The organism is Polynucleobacter sp. AP-Nickl1-40-C4 (assembly GCF_035012665.1).
GTDB lineage: Bacteria > Pseudomonadota > Gammaproteobacteria > Burkholderiales > Burkholderiaceae > Polynucleobacter.
Window position 1 is genome coordinate 77106 of record NZ_JAYGQR010000009.1, and the last position, 14815, is coordinate 91920.

The window sequence follows — 14815 nt, forward strand, 5'->3', positions numbered from 1 at the left end:
CGGGTGGCTTTTGTTCTTCATTGAAATCAAAACTATAAATTAATCATTTATAAGTTAAATAAATAAAACTAGATATACATGCTGCCATCAATTGAACAACGCCTTGCCCAAGAACTTGCTGCTAAACCTGCTCAAGTAGCTGCTGCTATAGCCCTGATGGATGAGGGGGCTACCGTGCCATTTATCGCTCGTTACCGCAAAGAAGCTACCGGTGGCTTGGATGATACGCAGTTACGTTTATTGGAAGAACGTCTTAGCTATCTTCGTGAACTAGAGGATCGCCGCAAGACAATCGTTGCCTCCATTGAGGAGCAGGGCAAGATGACGCCAGAGTTGCTGAAAGCCATAATGTTGGCAGAGGATAAGACTCGCTTGGAGGATCTTTACCTGCCGTATAAACCTAAGAGAAGGACTAAGGCACAAATTGCTTTAGAGGCTGGCTTAGAGCCCTTGGCAAATGACCTCCTCAATAATCCCAAGCTCGATCCTGAAACAGAAGCTGCAAAGTATCTGAAGGAGGCGTTCCAGGTCGATGGGACAGATAATCCTGGCGTTGCGGATACCAAGGCTGCGCTTGAAGGAGCACGTCAAATTTTAATGGAGCGCTTTGCAGAAGATGCAGCATTGGTGCAATCTCTTAGAGAGTATTTACAAGATCACGGTGTAGTCGAATCCAAAGTGATTGCTGGTAAAGAGCAAGAGGGAGAGAAGTTCGCTGATTACTTTGATTACTCTGAGCCGATTAAAGCCATTCCATCTCATCGTGCCTTAGCTTTATTCAGGGGTCGTCGGGAACAGATGTTAATGGTCAACCTGCGTCTAGATACTGAAGAAGAAAAGCCAAAATGGGATTCTCCTCACAATCCTTGTGAAAACCGGATAGCCAATCATTTCAAGATCAAAAACGAGGGGCGACCTGCCGATGCTTGGTTAGCCGATACTGTTCGCTGGACTTGGCGCATTAAGTGTTCACTCCATTTGGAGTCTGAGCTGATGACAGCGTTACGTGAGCGCTCAGAAACTGAAGCGATTAATGTATTTGCTCGCAACCTTAAAGCCCTCTTGCTGGCAGCGCCTGCTGGCCCAAGGGTAACTATCGGTCTCGACCCCGGCATGCGCACTGGTGTGAAAGTGGCCGTAGTGGATGCTACTGGAAAAGTAGTGGACACTGAAGTAATTTACCCGCATCAACCAAAAAATGATTGGGCTGGTTCATTACATGTTTTGGCTAAATTAGCTGAGAAGCACAATGCCACCTTAATCTCGATTGGTAACGGTACTGCATCTCGCGAGACTGATAAATTAGCCCAAGAACTGATTAAGGCTAAGCCAGAACTCAAACTCACCAAGATTGTTGTTTCTGAAGCGGGTGCTTCTGTTTACTCTGCATCTGAATATGCCTCAAAAGAATTGCCCGGGATGGATGTATCGCTCCGTGGCGCAGTATCGATTGCACGTCGCCTGCAAGATCCATTAGCCGAACTGGTAAAGATCGATCCTAAATCAATTGGTGTGGGTCAGTACCAGCATGATGTGATGCAAACCCAGTTGGCTAAATCATTAGTCGCAGTAGTTGAGGATTGCGTGAATGCTGTCGGTGTTGATGTGAACACGGCTTCAGCCCCATTGCTAGCACGGGTTTCCGGTTTAAGCTCAACAGTGGCTGAGGGAATAGTGGCCTATCGCGATAGCAAGGGTGCATTTAAATCGAGGGCGGATCTCAAGAGCGTTCCGCGACTCGGCGATAAAACCTATGAGCAAGCTGCTGGATTCTTGCGCATCATGAATGGCGATGATCCATTAGATGCTTCTGCAGTTCATCCTGAATCTTATCCTTTGGTAGAAAAGATTCTGAAGGATATTAAGAAAGGCGTTAAAGAAGTGATTGGTGATGCTAGTTTGCTGAAGTCACTTTCACCAGAAAAGTATGCTGATGGCCAATTTGGTCTGCCTACTGTTACTGACATTATTAAAGAATTGGAAAAGCCTGGTCGAGATCCACGCCCTGAATTTACTACTGCAACTTTTAAAGATGGTGTCGAGAAAATTAGCGACCTCAAAACGGATATGATTTTAGAAGGCGTAGTGACTAACGTTGCCGCCTTTGGTGCCTTTGTTGACATTGGTGTACATCAAGATGGCTTGGTGCATATCTCTGCTTTATCTAATACCTTCGTAAAAGATCCGCATAGCGTTGTTAAAGCGGGGCAGGTTGTGAAAGTCAAAGTGCTAGAGGTAGACGAAAAGCGTAAGCGTATTGCATTAACGATGCGCTTAAGTGATGAAGCCCCAAAGGAAAGCGCTAAGGCGGCAGCCAAAACTGAGCAAAGAGCCCCCAATCGCCCTAGGTCAACAGAAAACAGAAAACCACAGGAAGATAGAAGGTCGGCTGCGCCCATTAATAACGCCATGGCTATGGCATTAGCTAAGTTAAAAAAATAGCAGCTTATTTTTTGTATGGGTGCAGAAGCCTGAAGGTTCTATCGATCCTTAGGGATTGATAGGCATTACCGTTACAGCTACATCAAGCGTATGGTCTGCTCCGCCATGAATGACGCCACGGATAGGGGAGACGTCGGAGTAATCTCTTCCCTGGGCCAAGTGAACATAATCTTCCCCAGGAGTTCCGTAGCCCCAGCGATTATTAGTTGGGTCTAGATCACACCAAATGCCCTTACCTAAAATACCGTTTTCATTCATGCTGGGAACATAAACTGAGACCCAAGCATGTGAAGCATCGCCGCCAATCAGTCTTGCTTGACCAGGCGCAGGATTCGTCAGAATATAGCCGCTCATATATTTTGCTGGAATGCCGATACTGCGGAGCGACGCAATCAAAATATGTGCAAAGTCCTGGCAAACACCTTCACGCTTATTTAGCGCCTCTAGTGCAGGGGTGTTGATATCGGTACTTTTACTAACGTAATGGAATTCGCTATAGATACGCTTCATCAAATCAATTGCTGCATCTAGTATCGGTCTACCAACCGTGAAATTAGCCCTCGCAAATTCTGCGAACTCTGGTCTCAAAGTAATGAATGGAGATGTAAATAGAAATTCTGAGGCAGCATCCCATTGAGTATTGGAGTGATAGCGGAAGTATTCGCGTACCAGCTCCCAGGGTGCAGTTTCCTGGGGCTTAGGGCCATATTCAGTAGCTGTAGTCTCGATCAGCGACTTGGCTGTGATGAGTAATTCACTGTGCCTATTCTGCAAAGAAAAGAAGGTACAAACATTTCCATGGCTATCTATGTTCTCTTCGCTCCAAGAAGGCCTTGGGCTCACCTGAACTTCGGAATTTAGTACTCGTTGCGTCTCTAGATCTGCTGGTTTAAGGTGAGCAAAATGCTGCGCAATCTCAACATCAGGATCATAAGCGTAACGGGTATCGTGGGTAATTTCTAGCAACATAATTGGCGCATTACATTTGGATACTGTATTCATTAGAGTGAATCAGATTGAAATAGCGTGCGCTAATTGCATCTGAAACATTCCAGGCAGATTGCGAGCAATTGCTCAAACAATTTCTCAGGTTAGAGAGATTGCCGAACCCATCGGCAGTCGACAAGGTGTATAAGTCGTAATCTAGGAGATTAATGACACTACGAGTTAACTCATCCGGGTTATTTCGCTCGGTGCCCGCAAGTTTAGAGAGTCTGGCGCGGAGCGCTTTGCTAACCCAGGCCAGGGAGCGTGGGTTTTCATCATCCATCACCAGTAAGCTAATTAAAGGGGCTATCTCACGGCTTTGTTGGTGCTGCGCATGGAAAGTGATCGTGCTATCAAATAAATTGAGTAGCGCGGTATAACCTGAGCTGTCTGCATTTGGATTATTAAGTAAGCCAGAAACGATAGCTGAATCTAATGCGTTTGTCAGAAAGGCGAGTCTCTCGATATGCCTTCCAATAGAAAGTAGTTGCCAGCCATCATCACGTGTCATACGGTCAGTTTGAGCGCCAGTGATCGCCGCTAAGCAACTACTTGCACCATTTAAAGCGTCGATAGCGAGCGAGGCAGAAAAATCATTAAAGGTATTGGCTTTATGGCAATCAGCTTGAAATTGCTCAATGCAATGATTGATAGTGCTCCATTGCTCCGGGGAGAGTCGTTCTCTTACATTAGAAGCCGTGCGTTTCATGGCATTCAGGTTATAGCCCACGCTGGTGACGCTGTCGCTGGCATTGAGAGAGCTAATTAAAGTGCGCTCAAAAATTCGGTGACGCATATCACTCTGGTCAAAAGTACTTGGTACACCTTCAGGCACAAGTCCGTAGTAGTGACATAGGTTTTCCAGCCAAGACCACAATGCACGGGAAGGGGTGTATTCGCTGTTAATATTTTCAAGATAAAGCTTAGCCAAGCGCAGAATATTTTCACTGCGCTCGGTATAGCGCCCAAACCAATAGAGATTCTCAGCGGCGCGACTGGTCACTAAGCGCTTACGCATCATTTTTTCAGGGGCTTGAATCGGATGCTGTAAATGTTGTCCTTGCTCTTGTGAGGGCTGCGGGCTTTGAACCCATACGTCAGCACTACTGCCGCCTCGTTGCATAGAAGCAATACCTGAATCAGTACTTGCAATACGGGCAAGTCCACCAGGCAATACTTGCCAGCTATTAGAACCATCACTCAGGGCAAAGACTCGCAACATATATGAGTGGGGCTCAATCAAAGACGCATCATTGAGGTTAAAGGCATTTAACCAGGTTGGCATTTGTGCCAAGGGAATGTAGGTTTGCACAGTGTGCTCATCAGGCTGTCTGGTAATACGCCCAACCCATTCATCTAACTGAGCCTGATTTAGATCGCAGCCTAAAGCGGATTCGTAACTTTGATGACCTGTGCCATTCGGAAAGGTCGGCTTAATGACGCTATGCCCTAAATTCGGAATGGCAGCCTCAAGTGCAGCGCGTTCACCACACCACCAGGTATCCATTGCTGGAAGCTGCACTTTTTCATTTAAAAGTCTCTCGCTAATCGACGGCAAGAATCCCAGTAGAGCGGGGGATTCTAGGAAAGCTGAGCCAGGAGCATTTGCCAGTACAACATTACCAGCGCGTATCACTTGCAATAGACCGGGGACGCCTAGAGTGGAATCAGAGCGCAGTTCTAATGGATCTAAAAACTCATCATCCAAACGCTTAAGCAAAATATGTACGGGCTCTAAACCGCGTACCGTTTTCAAAAACAAATGTTGGTCGCGTACGGTTAAGTCACCACCCTCAACCAAAGTTAGGCCGAGATAACGAGCGAGATAGGCGTGCTCAAAGTAGGTCTCGTTATAAGGTCCCGGGGTAAGGAGGGCAATATGGGCATTAGCACCTGCCGGACTTTCAAGCTTTAATGCATCGATTAAGTCTCTATAGGCATTGGCTAGTGGGGCAATCTGCATGAGCTCATATGCTTTGGGAAATTGCCTTGCAATCAGATTGCGATTTTCCAAAAGATACCCAAGACCAGAAGGTGCTTGGGTACGTTGCGACAGAACTGACCATGATCCATCAGGCGCTCTGGCTAAATCAAAAGCCATGATATGAAGATATTTTCTATTCTTAAGATCGACACCATGCATGGAACGCAAGTAACCAGGATGCCCTTGAATTAATGCTGGAGGAATCCATCCTTCTTTCAACAAATTTTGCGGCCCATACACATCCGCCATGATTGCTTCAAGTAAACGCGCTCGCTGCAAAACTCCAGACTGAATTTTTTGCCAAGAATCAGGGCTAATGAGGAGCGGAAATAAATCTACTGACCAAGGGCGCTGCGGACCAAACTCATCGGCATAGACGTTATATGTAATTCCGTTATCCCGAATCTGCCTGTTGAGCTCTTGGGTGCGTTGATCAAGATCGCTTAACCCAGAGGGGCCAAGGGATTCAAAAAAAGTTTGCCATTCGGGCAGTAGCGCCCCCGATTTCCCTCGTAACTCATCAAAGTGTCCCTCTTTGGGTGTGGGTGATAGGCGGTTGATATCCTCCAACAGCGAAGGGTTGCTGGCGTCTTTCAAAGAATAAGTCTGAGCGTTATCCACAAACTATTGTCTCACCGCCGCATATCCAGCGTAAATGGAAATTCCTTACTAGCCGGGAGGTCAATGTTCGCCAGAGCCCCTTCAACAGTTCCAGGGGTATGACCCATCCTAAAGAAGCGGGAAAGGCGGCGACTCTCTGCCTCATAGGCATTGATAGGGAAGTTGTCGTAGTTTCGGCCACCAGGGTGGGCAACGTGATATTGGCAACCTCCCACAGAGCGTTTATTCCAGGTATCAATCACATCAAAAATCAATGGAACATGAATACCAATACTCGGGTGCAGACTGGATGGAGGATTCCAGGCCTTATAACGAACGCCTGCTACATACTCTCCCGCAACACCTGTTGGTTGGAGTGGCAAAGGCTCGCCATTGCAGGTGATGGTGTAGCGACTTTGATTTAAGCCGGTAACACGTAATTCTATTCTCTCTAGTGAGGAGTCAACATAGCGTGCGGTACCTCCTGCAGCATTTTCCTCGCCCATAACATGCCATGGTTCAAGTGCATTGCGTAAGGTAATTTCTGTTCCCATCGTTTGCACTTGTCCAATGAGGGGGAAGCGGAACTCGAGGTGAGGTGCAAACCACTCCGGCTTAAAGTCGTAACCATGCCTTTGCATCTCTTGAATGACATCATCAAAGTCCATTTTGATAAATGTTGGCAAGAGACAGCGGTCATGGAGTTCAGTTCCCCAGCGCGTCATTGGTGCCTCATAAGGCTTATCCCAGAAACGAGCTATCAAGGCGCGAATGAGTAATTGCTGAACAATGCTCATATGCGCATGTGGAGGCATCTCAAAAGCACGTAATTCTAGTAGGCCTAAGCGACCCGTTTGACTATCTGGTGAATACATCTTATCAATACAGAACTCGCTGCGATGCGTATTACCGGTGACGTCAATCAGGATATTGCGTAGAGTTCTATCGACCAGCCACGGCGGCATGCTTTGGCCAAACTTCTTGCGATTCTCATGAATTTCTTTCAATGCGATTTCTAATTCGTAGATTTGGTCATTGCGTGCTTCATCCACGCGAGGTGCTTGACTGGTTGGTCCAATAAACATACCACTAAAGAGATAGCTCAAGCTCGGATGGTTGTGCCAATACAAAATCAGGCTGGCCAAGAGCTCAGGTTTACGTAAGAACGGACTATCAATCGGTGTTGCGCCACCCATCACAAAGTGATTGCCACCACCTGTGCCGGTATGACGGCCATCTGCCATAAATTTCTCAGCAGAAAGACGAGATTCAAAAGCAGCTTGATATAAGAATTCCGTATGCTCAACTAGCTCGCCCCAGTTATGGGCTGGATGAATATTGACTTCAATAACGCCTGGATCTGGTGTCACCTGTAACAACTTCAAGCGTGGGTCGCGTGGTGGGGTGTATCCCTCCAGCACAATTTGAAACTGCAGTTCTTCCGCCGTAGTTTCTACCGCCTCCAATAAATTGAGATAGTCTTCAAGGCGTGCGAGTGGGGGCATAAAGACATACAGCACGCCTGACTTACCACCATGCTCATTCTCAGCCTTGGGTCCATTGGAGCGCATTGGATCACGCGCTTCTACGCACATCGCTGTTCTGGTAACCCATGCGGCTGATTCTTGACGTTTTGGATGTCTTACTTCTTGCGACTGACTCCAAATCGTTTTGCCAGACGCTGTAAATTCTTTACGAGTTGGTTGTTGTTGGTGAACAATTGACGCTTGACTATTTAATGGCGGTCTAGGAGCAAATGGATCTTGCTCAATGAGATAGGGGTAGTCTGCTTTACTCACCCAGGGTAGGGACTCCAGGGGGAGTCGATAGCCCATTGGCGAATCGCCTGGTAACAGATAGAGACGATCATCACGATATTCCCAAGGTCCCGTCTTCCAGGCGGTATCTAAGTAATTCTTTCCTTCATTCGCTTCAATAGGGAGGACGTAGCCCACCACGGAATCTAATTTCTGAGTGAAGACCCGCTTTAACCGAGTGCGCTCCATCTCATCATCTAGGTTTGATTTGAAGGGATCAACGTTGACTGGTAGCTTGGATTCTCGCCAGAGGTAATAAAAAACATCCTCATAAGCGGGTTCGATAAATTTATCCGCTAAACCTAATTTTTTGGAAAGTGTGTAGACAAATTTTTCAGCATCTTTACTGGTGTAGTTAGTAGGGTGACGTTCATCGGCGAAGAGTTTGGGATTTTTCCAAATAGGTTGTCCATCAGCCCTCCAGTAGATTGACAAAGCCCAGCGAGGGAGTTGTTCTCCTGGATACCATTTGCCTTGACCAAAATGAAGGAAGCCACCATCGCCATATTCTTTGCGAAGTTTTTCTACTAAATCGGTTGCGTAACCCCGCTTCGTTGGTCCTAATGCATCTACATTCCATTCACGTTCATCGCGACCATTAACGGATACAAAAGTAGGCTCACCACCCATGGTCAAGCGAACGTCGCCTGCAACCAAGTGCTTATCAACTTGATGGCCCAGATCGACAATCGCTTGCCACTGTTCTTCGGTATATGGTTTGGTTACTCGGGGCGCTTCATAAATGCGAGTGACTTCCATAGAGTGAGCAAATTGCACTTCACATTCGTCAACACCACCTTCAATCGGGGCTGCACCTGAAGGTTCAGGTGTGCAGGCAACAGGGATATGCCCCTCACCAGCAAATAGGCCGGAAGTCGGGTCTAAGCCAATCCATCCTGCACCTGGCAAATAGACCTCACACCAGGCGTGCAAGTCAGTGAAATCTACCTCTGTTCCACTCGGTCCATCAAGTGCTTTGACATCTGGTTTAAGCTGAATGAGATAGCCTGAAACAAAGCGCGATGCGAGTCCGCAAAGACGCAAGAGATTCACCATTAACCAAGCAGAATCACGACAAGAACCACTGCGAAGTTTTAAAGTCTCATCTGGGGTCTGTACTCCAGGCTCCATTCGAATGGTATAGCTAATATCCTTGTGAACTTTTTGATTGAGCGCAACTAAAAAATCGATCGTGCGCATCTTGCTGCGATCAACCGTTTTGAAGTATTTGTTGATGCCGTCATTGCGCTTTTTACCTAGGTAAGGGCGCAACTCTTTCTTCAGATCTTGGCTGTAGGTAAAGGGGTAGTCTTCAGCATCTGGCTCTAAAAAGAAATCAAATGGGTTGTATACGGCCATTTCCGTAACAAGATCGACCGTTACTTTAAAGCGTGTCGTTGGTTCAGGAAAAACCAAACGAGCTTGATAGTTTGAAAATGGATCCTGTTGCCAGTTAATAAAATGACCCTCAGGCTCAATCTTGAGAGAGTAAGAAAGAATATGGCTGCGGCAATGAGGTGCCGGTCGTAGACGAATTACCTGCGGTCCCAGTTTTACTGGGCGGTCATATATATATTCGGTGACGTGGTGTAGGGCGGCGTGTATAGACATGACTCAAAGTCTATAAGTTCACCACAAGGGTGCATTATTGCGGCGCACAAGATGGGTGCGTAAAAGCCAAGCATGCCCAGATTTGGGCAGAACCCGTCAAAAACAGGGCATTTAGCTAACTATCGCTGTTTTAGGAGGAATAAGTTGTAGTTGTACCTCATTTGAAAGCTCTTATGTCTAAGCAGACTACCTTGACGATTAGTAGCAAAAATTACTCTTCATGGTCATTGCGCGGTTGGCTGATGCTCAAGCTTTCTGGCTTACCTTTTCAGGAAGTGCAGGTTCATCCGGATGATGTGGATAACCGAGCAGAACTCTTGCTCTTGTCACCCTCCATTCTGGTTCCGCGATTAGATCATGATGGTTGCAGGGTTTGGGACACCATGGCTATTGGTGAGTATCTGAATGAATTAAATCCCAAAGCGCATCTGCTACCAAAAGATCCAGCAGCAAGAGCCCATTGCCGCTCCATCTGTGGCGAGATGCATTCCGGCTTCTCTGCTTTGCGCGCTTCTTTACCCATGAATGTCAAAGCAAAGTTTGAGTCATTCAAGGTTTGGTCAAAAGCGCAAATTGATATTAATCGTGTTCTAGTCATCTGGCAGGACTGCTTAACAACATACGGCGGGCCTTTCTTATTTGGCCAGGAGCCCACATTAGCTGACGCCATGTTTGCGCCAGTGGTCACAAGATTCTTGACGTATCACGTAGAGCTGGACAAGGCGAGCAGGGATTACTGCACGCACATCATGGCGATGCCTGAGATGAAGGAATGGGTGATGGGCGCCCTCGAAGAACCCGATGACATTGAAGAACTTGAAGTGGAGTTTTAAAAATGAACGCACCCGTAAACTTTAAAAGTGATACCAAGTTTTCTCATGTAAAACCCGCTGATACTCAGTTTTTACCAGGCGGCCTAAGAGATTTTTTTCTCTATAAAGATTTGGGTGTCGCTAAGGCCACTAAGGGCAAGGTTATTGCTCATCTCGTGAAGGCCAATAAGCCACCAGAGAATGGTACTGGTTGGCACTATCACGTAGCAGAGTTCCAAATTGTCATTATGACTAAAGGTTGGGCCAAGTTTATGTATGAAGATAAGGTCACCTTAGTTGAGGCGGGCGATGTTGTTCATCAAATGCCGGGCATCACCCATTTCCTCTTTGACTATTCGCCCGATATGGAATATCTCGAGATAGTGGGCCCTGCGGACTTTGGAACCATCCCAGTTTCTGTTGCTCCAGCCGAGGTGCCAGGGGTAACCCCATGGAAGTAGTCAAAAACAATGTGCTGGCATCAGACTTTGCGGTCTTGTTTCAGCGGATTATGACGATTGCTGAGGAGCTCGATGGTATGAAGAGTTACTACCGCGAGCTTTATCAAAAGATAGAGGCTGGCGAAGTTGCTTCAGGCGATGAAGAGATGCCAGATCTTCTCAAAACTTTTAATGTTGCTGGTTTTGTGAATTTATCCATCGTTGCAGCACGTGCAGCACAAACCGCAGCCATTATTGCCAATGATGTTTCTTTGAGTAGGGTGTTTGACCCAGCACTCAAAACTACAGAACGAGCATTGCGTCATATAGAAAGCGGTGCCCATAGATGATGTACAAAGCTTATCAAACCTTTGCTAATTTGCATAATCCGGTTCGGATGTTTGCAAAAGCGTCAGAGCGCGTCTCTACTAATTGGTTTGGAAACTTTTCCCTAAACCCCATGCAGCGATTGGCTGCGCACTATGAGCAAATTTCTTTGCTTGGATTTACGCATACAAGACCTGATTTTAAAATTCAATCCATCATTGATTCGTTTGGGGTGGAGCAGCCTGTTACAGAGGAATTAATTTACTCAACGCATTTTTGTAACTTGATTCGATTTTCAAAGCCCAATATTTCTGGTCAACCTAAGATTCTCTTGGTTGCTCCAATGTCAGGACACTTTGCTACTTTGTTAGCGGGAACCATTAAGACGCTTCTAACTGATCATGAAGTTTATGTAACTGATTGGTTGAACATTCGTGACATTCCATTGAGTTGTGGTGACTTTGATTTTGATGCCTATGTCGAGCACATCATTAACTTCTTGCAGGTGATCGGACCTCAAACCCACCTGATGGCGGTATGTCAGCCAACAGTAGCCTGCTTAGCAGCCACAGCCATCATGTCTGAAGACAAGAGCCCCTATGTCCCGGCAAGCTTGACCTTGATGGCTGGGCCGATTGATGTCAGTCAAAGCCCAACAAAGGTCAATGAATTAGCTACCAGCAAACCCATGTCTTGGTTTGAAGAAAAGCTCATCGGGGTTATTCCAAATCAATTCAATGGTACTGGGCGCAAAGTCTATCCTGGCTTCTTACAGCTCATGGCATTTATGAGTATGAATCCCGATCGCCACGCAGAGTCCTTCAGAAAGCTATATGAGTATCGCGTTAATGGTGACGATGAGAAGGCGGATGTGATTCATGATTTTTACGAAGAGTATTTTGCAATCATGGATTTATCGGCCCCTTTCTATTTAGAAACTATTAAAAAAGTATTTATGGATCGCGATCTAGCTAATGGAACTTTGACATACCAAGGTAGGCTAGTGAATCCAAAGTTGATTAAGAAAACATTTCTGCTCACCGTTGAGGGAGAGCGAGACGATATCTGCGGCATTGGACAAACTTTAGCAGCGCAAGATCTCTGTTCTGGCCTACCTGGATACAGGAAGTCACATCACTTACAAGCGGGCGTCGGCCATTACGGGGTATTTAATGGCAAGCGCTGGGAAAGCCAGATTTATCCAGTAGTTCGCAACCACATTCAGTCAGCACTTTAATCAGGAGGAAATATGGTCGTCTATATCACTCGAAATATCATTGCCAGAATGCGTCGCAATGATGGTACGGATAATGGCTGCAGACCTCTAAATCCTGGAAAATATGAGGCTAACAAGACCAATGATGGTGCGCTGGAAATTCTTCAGGATGCTGGGGAGCCGGTCTATCTTTTACCCTTTATCTGGTGGGAAAAGATGGAGTTGGGTGATATTTTGATTGCAGCCTAAAAAGACGTAAACATAAACTTAGAGGCAGCGCATTGAACTATCAATACATTAAAACAGAGCAGGCTGATTTAATCGCCACAATTCGGTTTAATCACTACGACAAGCGTAATGCATTAAGTGAGTGTTTGATAGAAGAGATGCATCATGCTTTAGAAGAGTTTGGTAAGCAAGATGTGCGGGTCTTGGTGCTGAGATCAGATCAAAAGAATAAAGTTTGGTCTGCAGGTCATGATGTGATGGAATTGCCTAGGTCAGAGCGGGATCCCTTGCCCGCTGATGACCCAGTTATGGTCTTGCTGCAATCTATCAGAGCCTTTAGGGCGCCGGTGATAGCCATGGTTGATGGTTCGGTATGGGGCGCTTCGACTGATTTAATCATGAGTTGCGATATTGCCATTGGTGATCATGACTCCACCTTTGCGATTACGCCGGCCAAGTTGGGCTTACCTTATACCGCGAGTGGCATTTTGCACTTCATGTCACGCATGCCCTTGAACGTCGTCAAAGAGATGTTTCTGACTGCTGACCCTATTGGTGCTGATCGCGCCTTGCAGATTGGCATCCTGAATCATCTCTACGTCTCCGGTGAATTAGAGCTAAAAACTTACCAAATGGCTCGAACCATTGCTTCGCGTTCACCCCAGGCTAACTCTGTCCTCAAAGCCCAAGCGCAAATGCTCTCTGATGCAGCAGTCATGAATCCTGCCGTATTTGAACACCTACAATCCTTGCGCAAGAATGTGTATATGGGAAGTGACTACCGAGAGGGTATTACCGCCTTCCTAGAAAAGCGCGACCCAGTATTTGGTCAGGCTAAATAAAGCGACGCCAATAACGCTCAGGGAAAAGCATAAAATAGGGCTCCTATCTATGGGGCGCTATGAGCACACAAGTTAATTCAGAGGGAGTCTCAGCATCGCGGGTGTATTTGCCTGCAGATCAAACTCATCTGAATTTGCTGGCATTTTTTGTTGATCAGTTTCCGCACATTAGCGAAGTAGAGTGGATCGATCGCTTTCATGAAGGGCTTGTTCTCGACCAAGAAGGCCATGCCCTTAATGCAAGTGACGCCTATATGCCCAATACTCACTTGCTGTACTTCAGGAGACTAGCTCGCGAGCCAGAGATCCCATTTGAAGAGCAGATCCTCTATCAAGATGAACATATTCTGGTTGCAGATAAACCCCATTTCTTGCCTGTAACGCCAAGCGGACTTTACTTACATCAAACTTTATTAAATCGACTTAAGAAAAAAACAGGCATCCAAACACTCAGCCCGATACATCGAATTGATCGTGATACTGCAGGGCTAGTTATCTTTTCAGTTAACCCAAGTGAAAGAGCTCAATACCAAAATTTATTCAGGGATAGGGCAGTCAAAAAGGTGTATGAAGCAATAGCACCGTATTCTGAAGAATTAGAAAAAAAACTTCCACTGACTTATCAAAGCCGCATTCAAGAATCGGAACATTTTCTGCAAATGCAAGAAGTTGAGGGTGAGCCAAACACAGATACCTTGATTGAGATCATAGAGGCAAATAAGCCATGGGCTAAATATCGACTCACCCCTGGTAGTGGAAAAAAGCATCAACTACGTTGCCATCTCAATGCCCTCAATATACCCATGAAGCATGATCAGATCTATCCCATTCTTACGCCTTATCAAGAATATGATTTGGACTTTTCAAAGCCATTACAACTGCTTGCCAAAGAGATAGGGTTTATTGATCCTATGGATGGGTCAAAAAGAGCTTTTAATAGTCTTCAAGACCTAGTACTTTAGTCCTAAATCCCTTGATTTGGGTGTTGGGGGTGCTTTAGGCACTAAAAATAGGTATAAAATCTAGCACGATATTAGCTCTCAAGCTAACATGTCACCCATGATGTCTAAACCTCGTTACCGCTGGCTATTAAATCGATTGAGGCACAAGCCAGCCGGTCTGGAAGAGTGCAGCCCCGACCTCATTGTGGAATATGTAAAAGCAACCGGTGCAAAAGTCTTTTATCGTTCCAATGAATATCCACGCTGCCCGCAATTAAGTCGTGACTTTAGTAAGCTCGTCAAACATAAATTGGTAGCGCGTAAAAGATCGTTTCTATATGACCTCAATGGATTTATGGTGTCTCCAAGATCGACCTATGTGTATCGATTAACGCCTGCGGCTGCAAAATCGCTCACTTGGGTTGATCGAGAATGATGCAATGACCCGTCTGGTTTTATCGGACCAATTTCATCTAGAAACTCTGGCTCCCGTTATTAATTTCTTTTGCCATCCAGCGACAAACTCTGCTGGGGTTTGATAATCCAAGCTTGAGTGTGGCCTGATCAA

Annotated in this window: 12 protein-coding genes; 9 read left to right on the top strand and 3 right to left on the bottom strand. The window is 46.1% G+C overall.

The genetic code is table 11. The features are described 5' to 3' along the window. Positions 1-78: 78 nt before the first annotated feature. Positions 79-2442 (top strand): Tex family protein, encoded by a 2364-nt coding sequence (locus VC182_RS10345; protein WP_323485235.1) that lies wholly within the window; start codon positions 79-81, stop codon positions 2440-2442. Positions 2443-2490: 48 nt separating this feature from the next. Here the strand turns inward: VC182_RS10345 and VC182_RS10350 are convergent, their stop codons facing one another. The 3 genes from VC182_RS10350 to VC182_RS10360 form a co-directional block, all read right to left on the bottom strand. Then, positions 2491-3444 (bottom strand): transglutaminase family protein, encoded by a 954-nt coding sequence (locus tag VC182_RS10350; RefSeq protein WP_255538585.1) that lies wholly within the window; start codon positions 3442-3444, stop codon positions 2491-2493. Then, entirely contained in the window at positions 3422-5983 is a 2562-nt protein-coding gene (locus tag VC182_RS10355; RefSeq protein WP_416350586.1) for a circularly permuted type 2 ATP-grasp protein, read from the bottom strand. The genes VC182_RS10350 and VC182_RS10355 overlap by 23 nt, the downstream gene beginning before the upstream one ends. Positions 5984-6045: 62 nt before the next feature. Then, positions 6046-9441 carry a transglutaminase family protein gene (locus tag VC182_RS10360; protein ID WP_323485237.1) on the bottom strand — a complete coding sequence of 1132 codons (3396 nt, stop codon included), beginning with the start codon at positions 9439-9441 and terminating at the stop codon, positions 6046-6048. A 173-nt stretch (positions 9442-9614) separates the two neighbouring features. Here VC182_RS10360 and VC182_RS10365 point away from each other — a divergent pair, with 173 nt between their 5' ends. The 8 genes from VC182_RS10365 (at position 9615) to VC182_RS10400 (ending at position 14683) form a co-directional block, all read left to right on the top strand. Next, entirely contained in the window at positions 9615-10274 is a 660-nt protein-coding gene (locus VC182_RS10365; protein WP_323485238.1) for a glutathione S-transferase family protein, read from the top strand. 2 nt (positions 10275-10276) lie between these two features. Then, entirely contained in the window at positions 10277-10714 is a 438-nt protein-coding gene (locus VC182_RS10370) for a cupin domain-containing protein (RefSeq protein WP_323485239.1), read from the top strand. Beyond that, entirely contained in the window at positions 10705-11043 is a 339-nt protein-coding gene (locus tag VC182_RS10375; RefSeq protein WP_323485240.1) for a hypothetical protein, read from the top strand. The genes VC182_RS10370 and VC182_RS10375 overlap by 10 nt, the downstream gene beginning before the upstream one ends. Continuing rightward, the gene (locus VC182_RS10380; protein ID WP_323485241.1) at positions 11040-12257 is read left to right on the top strand and encodes a polyhydroxyalkanoate depolymerase; all 1218 of its coding nucleotides are present in this window, start codon (positions 11040-11042) and stop codon (positions 12255-12257) included. The genes VC182_RS10375 and VC182_RS10380 overlap by 4 nt, the downstream gene beginning before the upstream one ends. Before the next feature lie 12 nt (positions 12258-12269). Then, complete coding sequence (locus VC182_RS10385; protein WP_215320092.1) at positions 12270-12485, top strand: hypothetical protein; 216 nt, start codon at positions 12270-12272, stop codon at positions 12483-12485. Between the two features lie 32 nt (positions 12486-12517). After that, a complete protein-coding gene (gene scpB / locus VC182_RS10390; RefSeq protein ID WP_202816840.1) occupies positions 12518-13306 on the top strand; it encodes a methylmalonyl-CoA decarboxylase in 789 nt (262 codons plus the stop codon). A gap of 59 nt (positions 13307-13365) precedes the next feature. Continuing rightward, positions 13366-14268 (top strand): pseudouridine synthase, encoded by a 903-nt coding sequence (locus tag VC182_RS10395; RefSeq protein ID WP_323485242.1) that lies wholly within the window; start codon positions 13366-13368, stop codon positions 14266-14268. Positions 14269-14365: 97 nt separating this feature from the next. Beyond that, entirely contained in the window at positions 14366-14683 is a 318-nt protein-coding gene (locus VC182_RS10400) for a hypothetical protein (protein ID WP_323485243.1), read from the top strand. Positions 14684-14815: the final 132 nt, after the last annotated feature.

What these genes read in the sequence shown, in the direction of transcription:
- VC182_RS10345 (WP_323485235.1), top strand. Translation starts at nt 79, where the DNA reads ATGCTGCCATCAATTGAACAACGCCTTGCCCAAGAACTTGCTGCTAAA.
- VC182_RS10350 (WP_255538585.1), bottom strand. Translation starts at nt 3,444, where the DNA reads ATGAATACAGTATCCAAATGTAATGCGCCAATTATGTTGCTAGAAATT.
- VC182_RS10360 (WP_323485237.1), bottom strand. Translation starts at nt 9,441, where the DNA reads ATGTCTATACACGCCGCCCTACACCACGTCACCGAATATATATATGAC.
- VC182_RS10365 (WP_323485238.1), top strand. Translation starts at nt 9,615, where the DNA reads ATGTCTAAGCAGACTACCTTGACGATTAGTAGCAAAAATTACTCTTCA.
- VC182_RS10370 (WP_323485239.1), top strand. Translation starts at nt 10,277, where the DNA reads ATGAACGCACCCGTAAACTTTAAAAGTGATACCAAGTTTTCTCATGTA.
- VC182_RS10375 (WP_323485240.1), top strand. Translation starts at nt 10,705, where the DNA reads ATGGAAGTAGTCAAAAACAATGTGCTGGCATCAGACTTTGCGGTCTTG.
- VC182_RS10380 (WP_323485241.1), top strand. Translation starts at nt 11,040, where the DNA reads ATGATGTACAAAGCTTATCAAACCTTTGCTAATTTGCATAATCCGGTT.
- VC182_RS10385 (WP_215320092.1), top strand. Translation starts at nt 12,270, where the DNA reads ATGGTCGTCTATATCACTCGAAATATCATTGCCAGAATGCGTCGCAAT.
- VC182_RS10395 (WP_323485242.1), top strand. Translation starts at nt 13,366, where the DNA reads ATGAGCACACAAGTTAATTCAGAGGGAGTCTCAGCATCGCGGGTGTAT.
- VC182_RS10400 (WP_323485243.1), top strand. Translation starts at nt 14,366, where the DNA reads ATGATGTCTAAACCTCGTTACCGCTGGCTATTAAATCGATTGAGGCAC.